Origin of the sequence: uncultured Gemella sp., from assembly GCF_963525875.1 — a bacterium.
Lineage (GTDB): Bacteria > Bacillota > Bacilli > Staphylococcales > Gemellaceae > Gemella.
This window is the reverse complement of the sequence record NZ_CAURMG010000057.1, coordinates 1-7,339: the sequence shown is the minus strand read 5'-3', so window position 1 is coordinate 7,339 and position 7,339 is coordinate 1. Positions and strand designations below refer to the sequence as shown.

8 protein-coding genes and 1 pseudogene are annotated in these 7,339 nt (G+C 27.6%); 7 read left to right on the top strand and 2 right to left on the bottom strand.

The window, feature by feature from the left end:
- The first annotated feature begins 2 nt into the window (after window positions 1–2).
- The 6 genes from RWQ73_RS08005 to rhuM all read left to right on the top strand — a co-directional run bounded on the left by RWQ73_RS08005 (window position 3) and on the right by rhuM (window position 5,873).
- Entirely contained in the window at window positions 3–53 is a 51-nt protein-coding gene (locus RWQ73_RS08005; RefSeq protein ID WP_077855962.1) for a hypothetical protein, read from the top strand.
- Window positions 54–146: 93 nt separating this feature from the next.
- A complete protein-coding gene (locus RWQ73_RS07360; RefSeq protein ID WP_314407708.1) occupies window positions 147–584 on the top strand; it encodes a GNAT family N-acetyltransferase in 438 nt (145 codons plus the stop codon).
- A gap of 458 nt (window positions 585–1,042) precedes the next feature.
- Window positions 1,043–2,287 (top strand): hypothetical protein, encoded by a 1,245-nt coding sequence (locus tag RWQ73_RS07355; RefSeq protein WP_314407706.1) that lies wholly within the window; start codon window positions 1,043–1,045, stop codon window positions 2,285–2,287.
- On the top strand, window positions 2,280–3,824 hold the full coding sequence (locus tag RWQ73_RS07350; protein WP_314407705.1) for an AAA family ATPase: 1,545 nt from the start codon (window positions 2,280–2,282) through the stop codon (window positions 3,822–3,824). Before RWQ73_RS07355 ends, RWQ73_RS07350 begins: the two co-directional genes overlap by 8 nt.
- Window positions 3,825–4,163: 339 nt before the next feature.
- Complete coding sequence (locus tag RWQ73_RS07345; RefSeq protein WP_314407704.1) at window positions 4,164–4,772, top strand: hypothetical protein; 609 nt, start codon at window positions 4,164–4,166, stop codon at window positions 4,770–4,772.
- Window positions 4,773–4,910: 138 nt separating this feature from the next.
- On the top strand, window positions 4,911–5,873 hold the full coding sequence (gene rhuM / locus RWQ73_RS07340; protein WP_314407702.1) for a RhuM family protein: 963 nt from the start codon (window positions 4,911–4,913) through the stop codon (window positions 5,871–5,873).
- 45 nt (window positions 5,874–5,918) lie between these two features.
- Here the strand turns inward: rhuM and RWQ73_RS07335 are convergent, their stop codons facing one another.
- Together RWQ73_RS07335 and RWQ73_RS07330 are read right to left on the bottom strand one after the other, a co-directional pair.
- Window positions 5,919–6,362: a hypothetical protein gene (locus RWQ73_RS07335; RefSeq protein WP_314407701.1), complete on the bottom strand. Its 444-nt coding sequence runs from the start codon at window positions 6,360–6,362 to the stop codon at window positions 5,919–5,921.
- A gap of 32 nt (window positions 6,363–6,394) precedes the next feature.
- Window positions 6,395–6,682 (bottom strand): hypothetical protein, encoded by a 288-nt coding sequence (locus RWQ73_RS07330; protein ID WP_314407699.1) that lies wholly within the window; start codon window positions 6,680–6,682, stop codon window positions 6,395–6,397.
- Between the two features lie 257 nt (window positions 6,683–6,939).
- On the opposite strand from RWQ73_RS07330, the pseudogene RWQ73_RS07325 reads away from it, so the two are divergent.
- Window positions 6,940–7,339 (top strand): annotated as a pseudogene (locus RWQ73_RS07325) (hypothetical protein); the annotation flags it as partial.

Below are 7,339 nucleotides of genomic sequence, written 5' to 3'. Positions count from 1 at the left end.
GAGTGGTGTATGACATTACAAGTAAACCACCTGCTACGATTGAGTGGGAGTAGGAAATAATATTTAAATATCTCTCAATTTATATCCAAAATATTTGGGAATAAGTTGGGGGATATTATTTCTAAATGACTATGGAGGAGTAGAGCATGATTAGAAATATAAAAATAGAAGATGCAGAAGCAATACAAAGAATATGTAGTATTTCTTTAGGATATTCAGTATCTATTGAGACAGTCATGAGACAAATACAAAAACTATCAGAGGATGTAAATCATCATTATGTTTATGTATATGAAGATGAAAAGTTACAGAAAGTAGTTGGATTTGTGCATGCTGAAGTATATGAAAGTCTTTATTCTTATGCCGGTTTGAACATTTTGGGGTTAGCTGTTATGCCAGAGTTTCAAGGTGAAGGAATTGGTAAAGAATTAATGCATTATTTAGAAGTAAATGCTAAAAATGATTCCGTTTCATTTGTTAGACTAAACTCAGCAGACTATCGTGTAGAAGCACATAAATTTTATGAGAGTATCGGATATGTATGCGATAAAACTCAAAAGAGGTTTATTAAGAGTTTGGATTAGATAATTTTTGATTTGTTGAATAAATTAAATCAAATTTATAAATAAGAGCGCACGGCTTTAAGGGTAGAATCTTTTAGGTGTGTGCTTTTTTACTAATTTTTTCTCTAATAGTAATGATGTCTAGAAAAATTTATGGATACACAATTGGTATTTAAAACATAACAAGTGCAAGTAAGTTTGTAGGAATTTTATTGATAATACTATACACTGTCGGAGTAAGAAGTGTTAATATATCAAGCGGGAAATAGGAATAGAATTATAAAAAAGATGTTTATTAATACTAAATATAATTAATAAGTTTAGAGGAAAATGCTTTTTAAAAATTATTTGTCTTAAAGTAATATGACTGTGATAAAGAATGGTATAATGGTATATAGATGATTATTCGTGAAAAAATCGTAACAATAGAATAACGTATGATAAAAATTAAGAAAAAGGTAAGGAGTTTATGTAGAAATATGAAAAGTAATTTAAGTTATAAAAATATTGTAAATGTTTTGTTGTGGTCTAGTACATATTTATTTATATACTTATGTGTGTATACCATTTTAGTTTTCTATAATAAAGGTCATCTGTATTTTTTACTTCCTGTGTTTGGATTAAGTGTTGGTTTTGTAGTGGGTAAGATATTGAAAATAGAAATGAACAGAAAAGTAAATCTTGTATCAATTATCGTGAGTTATTTTTGTTTATCAATTATAACTGGATTTGAAAGAGTATTTATAGAAAATTATTCAGTAGTATTAGATTTACTTGTACATATTATTCTTTTTACTGTTTTTTTCTTGTGTTTCTTTGAAAACGAAAATTTATCTTTAGAAATGTCTAATAATTACTTATCCAAGGATTTATTTAATTTATTCTATATTAATACCTCAAAGGCACATGAACTTGCTATGCTTCTTGATAATAAAATAATGAAAAGAGTAGAAAAAGAGCAAATTTCGGAAGAACTACTTAAAACCACTTCGTTAATAGACTCTAAAACAAATTTAGTTTCTGGAGAATTTTCGTTTCAAAAAGAAGATAATTATAAGAAACGTGTATATGAAAATTTTGATGTAAAGATGACAAAATCAATCATGTTAAGGGAATTATATGAAGTAGCAAAATTAAGTAGTAATAAAAATTTATCATCAGGTCAATTAATGCTTTTTAGAGATGTTGAATTAGAGCAAAGAAACATTAATGATACAGTTATGTTTCTAAATATTTGTAAAGATATTAATCTGAAAAATCAAGGCGATGAAAATTTTGAAATTAATGTAAATAAAATGTTAGAAACAATGTTAGATGATTTTACAATAGATTATCAATTTGAACATTATATTTCAGATAATCATCAAAATGAAGAATTTTTAATTCAATTACCGTATAAATCAGATGAAAATTTTGAAAATGGATATTTTCATAATGATTTACAATTAGGAAAGTTGAGTATAATTGGGATATATAGAGGAAAAATAGACTTTTCTAAACGAGAGAGTATTTCATCAAAATTTTTAGAGATTTTTTCAGAATTTTATACTAAAAAAAAACAGGGTACTGATTATGATGTAATGAAGGAAAGTGACACCATAGAAAATCAACAAAATTATGCATTTAATTTTGAAATAAATAAACTTAGTAAACAGATGCATTTGATTGATGTTGTCGCTATTATACAAGAGGTGAAATTTAATAGGGAGTTAGAAAATGAATAAAAAATTGTATGTATTTGATCATACTGGGATTAATGATTTAAAAGAAGATTTTCAAGGTAGAAAATTTATAAGTATTGCTTATCTTTTTATTTTAACAAGCAATTTAAATAGTCTTGAAGAGTTGGATATATCTGAAGCAAATAATTTTAATATAGATATTACTTCTTTAGCTTTTGAATTTGACAAAAGATTAAGTTATGAAAATTTTCTATATAAATTTCAGGAGTATTATAAACAGGCAAAATTTTTTATAAATGTTTTAAACAAGGATAAATTTTTGGAAAAATATCCATTTGTATTTGATGAAATAGATGAAAGTTATATTAAGAAAAATAACGAGGAAGAATATATGAGTACAGATATAAATTTTATTGATTTATATACATATAGTCAAACGAATTTAGAATTGGGTTTGGATATAAAAATTCTACCAATTGGAACTCTATTTTTGGGAAATGACGACTTTAATCTTAAGTATGATATTAAAAAAATAAATAAGATACTTGTTGATAAAGATATTAGGTATATTGATATTACTGAGATGATTTACAAGATTTCATTTAGACCTGATTTAATATTATTTTTTGAAATAATGATAAGACAAATTCAAAATCAAAGTAAGGAGATTAAATTTTTAGTTAGTGAAAATGTCAAAAGTGAAATTATAAAATATTTTCCCTTTTCATTCCAATTTAGTGGAAACTTATCAATAGAGCAGCGCAAGGTTGAAGAAGATACTCAGAATGAAAAAAAGAATATAGAAAACATTACGGAAGATATGATTTCTAAATTTAATATTAAATTAAAAGGGCATAGACAATTTAAAAAAGATTTTATTTTCCAACTAAAAAAGTTTATCTTATTAAATGAGTTAAATATTAGGAAAATATTTTCCATTTTTTTATCAGGAGAATCAGGAGTTGGAAAAACAGAGTTTGCCAAGATTCTTTCAGAAATCCTGTACCCCAATCAAGCTATTATAAAAATAAATTTTGGTAATTATTCTAATGAAGGTGTCTTGAATAGTTTAATTGGATCGCCTCTAGGTTATATTGGTAGTGAAGAAGGAGGGGAATTAATTAATAAAATAAAAAATTCAAAATCTAAAGTTATTTTGATTGATGAATTTGAAAAGGCGACACCTAATGTTTTTAATTTTTTTTATGAATTATTAGAAGATGGTAAATTTACGGATAGGCATGGAAGAGAGCATGATTTAGATGGCTATATAATTGTATTTACTTCTAATGTATTGAAGGGAGAATTTAGTAAATTAATTCCAAATTCTCTTGTATCTAGATTTGATTTAGTTTATCGTTTTGTTGAATTATCAGTTCAGGATAGAAAAGAGTTTATTAAGGAATTTGCAGAGGAGTTAATTGCTAAAATGGCAGAAGAAAAAACTGTGAATTTAGAGATAAATAGTATTCAAGATAAGTTAAACGAATTAGAGGCATATAATAATTTTAGAACTATTAGAAGAAAGGTAGAAGATATAATAGTTGATGAGTATTTAAGTTTAGGTACTAAAAATTAGATTGTTTGAAAATGTACAAATTTATTCATTCTCGTTCAGAATTTGTACATTTGGAGATTGATTTAATGATAGGGAAGAAATTTATAAATGAAGCTGCTCTACTAACGCTAACTACCATTAACTATCTTCTAAAAAGGTTATTAGGGTTCTTTAGTGCAAGTGAATTTTTAGAATAATTACAGGGGGGATAGTGGAATTTTATCAATCAAGTCTATTTAAAAAGGAAAAACGTGACAAAAATTTGGGTCCCCCTAGGGACTTATTCATATATTTGTTTGAAATCAATCTATAATTAAAGTCAATTGTTATTATAAGAAGAAAACAGGAAGAGTGTTGAATGTGAATAATTGGATAGAAAATATAGTAAATTGGTTTGGAAATGCAGTAGTATTAATTGCTTTAATGCCTTTTTTTAAAGGGATACTTAAACATTTTTTTGAAACTATTATTAAATCAGTTTACGAAAAAAATTTAGAGCAGTTTAAAAATAATTTATATAGAAGTACAAGAGCTTATGAGTTATTGTTAAATCGTGAAATGAAATTTTATGATGAAGTACATGAAAATATGGTAGAATTAGGTCGTTTGCAATATGAGTTAAAGGCTTCGTTAGATAGGGATTCCAAATTAAATAATTCAATTGATGAATTTATACAGCATTATAAGAAATATACAGAATTATTTATTTCTATAAAAAATAAAGTTAGGATATATCGGTTATATATTCCTAAAGAAATTACAGAATCATTTTGGGAATTTATTAGACAAATTGAAATTAATCACAAATTTTGGCTTGAAATGACTGAATTTATATTGAACGATAGATATGATAGTATAAATAAAACTGATTGTGAAAAAATGATTAACTCATTTATTTTTTCTCTTGAGAAAACGCAAGAAAAAATTATTAATCATTTAAAAAAAATTAGTATTGAAACCTCTGAGTAACAGGAAATTTAACTAAGACTTAGGACGTCTCTTTTTAGATTAATCTCCATAAAAAATGGGAATTTCATACGTTGAAGAGTAACATAACTAAAGTGAACATAGAAATTAACGCACACCACAATTAAGGAGTTGAAAGTGATGAATCATTTCGTTATCTACCACACTGAAGATGGAAACTCAAAGATTAATCTTACCCTAGAAAATGGAATGATATGGTTAACTCAACTTCAGATTGCGGAATTATTTCAAACAACTAAACAAACCATCATTAAATATATCAAAAATATTTTAGAAGATGGCGAGCTAGATGAAAAAGTGGTTATCAACTATCAGTTTACAGCTACTAATCAAGGTAAGATAGAAGATAGATTCCCAAAGAGAAAGGTAGCCTACTATAACCTTGATATGATTTTAGCGATAGGATATCGTGTACAATCCCCGCGAGGAACACAATTTAGAAAGTATACTTCAACGGTTCTAAAAGAATATTTCATTAAAGGTTTTGTCATGGACGATGAACGATTTAAAAAATTAGGGGAAGACCATTATTTTAAAGAACTATTAGAACGGATTTATGATATTCGGTTTAGTGAGAAAGTATTTTATCGGCAACTGTTAGATTTGTTTGCAACATCCGTTGATTATAATAAGGATAGTGGTGAAGCTAAAAGATTTTTCACTACAGTTCGAAATAAATTACATTTTCCTATTCATCAACAAACAGCAACTGAATGGGGTGATAATAAGGGAGTAAAACTTGTTAAAGGAGAACTTCCAACATATTCTGACTCCAAAAGATGTTTAACTGAAAAAGAATTGAGTAACTTTAATCAATTAGTTTCAGAATATTTGGATTTTGCAGAGAAACAAGCAAAACAAGAATGTACGATGATGATGAAAGATTGGAACTATCATATTGAGCAATTACTAAGTAAAATAGATGATGATATAGAGATTGATGAAAAACTGTTTAGTGAATCAACAGAAATAAAAGGTGAAACAAAAGAGACAAATGATGCTGAATATACTTTAAACCAAGTTGAAAATGACTGTTTAAGTGAATTAAAGAAGATAGAAAATATAGTAAAAAATAGAAAATAATGAGCAAAAACTCCTGCTGACTAAATTTTCAGCAGGAGTTTTCATTCATACTCTCTCAATAACCTCACAAATTCTTTCAAAACAATAATCCCTAATAATAAGATTTCCTTTGGCAGTTTTTAGAGGTGGAAGGGAGTGATTCTTTCTAATAACTCTATCACAAGCAGCGATTGCTTGATCTTTTAACGTCAAAAGTTCTTCTTGACTAAATGCTCCTGACACTTCTGCCATCCAAAAGTATAATTCACCACATTTGACAGAATAAGGAAATAGTTTTTGAGGATCTGATTGGGCGCAATAACATTTGATTAAATGCCACCACTGAGTAGGTTTTGCTTCAAGATAATTAACTTCAATACCATGTTCTTTAGCATAAGTAATATAGCCCTCACGTTCTTGTTGATAGCCTGACTTAATTAACGCTTCTGTTATTGGGCAGGGAGTATCCCGTTTATCATAGAAAAAATTTTGTGCTTGTTGATTGTTCATGATGTTTCTCCTTTAATTTTCATAATAACTAATTATCCAATCCGCACATTACGTTCATAAGTAATACAATGTTCCGTACAAAACTCTTCGAATTTTCTAGAGTCGAAATGTTTCCCAAATTCTTTTTTTAATTGTTTTTTAGTATCGTGATTTAATGGAATATTTAGATGATGCAAGAGATTAGTATAGTTATCCGCATCTAATAAGTAAGTGACTTCATAATCGTCTCCGTCAAAAATATCGACATCATAATCTTCGTATCCAATCATCGCTGAACCATCTGGATTAAGTGTGTATAAAAATGCGCTATCGGCCATCAATCATTCCTCCCTTATAAGCAAATTATATCAATACCGAAAGATATTTATCAATAAATTCTCTACGATAAAATCGGAATAAACAAGAGTTTCAAAATAGTAGCAAAGATATGAGATCCCGAAGGAGGCTGCTATCGTCCCTTGCCACAATTTAAAAGAAAAGTCTGTTTTATGACGAAGTTTAGGGATGCCTATTTCTGATTTAATAAACCTATGCTATAATCAGTCAAACCCATAGAACAAAAATGAGGAGAATCACTTTGAAATTATTGAAAATTGATCGATTACTATTGGAAACGACAAAACTTCCAATGGTAAAAATTGATAGAGAGTTATTTTTAAGAAAAGAATTAAGGGATCGATATCATCCAGAAGTAGTTGAATTAGCAATTCAATATAATCCGGCGTATGCAGGAATTCCAGTAGAAGATATTAATCAAATTGCAAAAAGTTGTATTAAAGGAGAGGCTACCCAAGTAAGTACGATTTCTGCAGCAGCAGGACTTCCGGGAGGTTTTGCAATACTTGGATCACTACCAGCAGATTTAGCGCAATATTTTGCTCATATTTTACGAGTTTTGCAAAAGTTAATTTATTTATATGGTTGGAGTGAATTAGGATTTGACACAAAAGAAATGAATGATGAAACGAAAAATTTAC

Coding starts and splice junctions, on each gene's coding strand:
- rhuM (WP_314407702.1), top strand. CDS start 4,911: ATGAATCATTTCGTTATCTACCACACTGAAGATGGAAACTCAAAGATT.
- RWQ73_RS07355 (WP_314407706.1), top strand. CDS start 1,043: ATGAAAAGTAATTTAAGTTATAAAAATATTGTAAATGTTTTGTTGTGG.
- RWQ73_RS07360 (WP_314407708.1), top strand. CDS start 147: ATGATTAGAAATATAAAAATAGAAGATGCAGAAGCAATACAAAGAATA.
- RWQ73_RS07350 (WP_314407705.1), top strand. CDS start 2,280: ATGAATAAAAAATTGTATGTATTTGATCATACTGGGATTAATGATTTA.
- RWQ73_RS07335 (WP_314407701.1), bottom strand. CDS start 6,362: ATGAACAATCAACAAGCACAAAATTTTTTCTATGATAAACGGGATACT.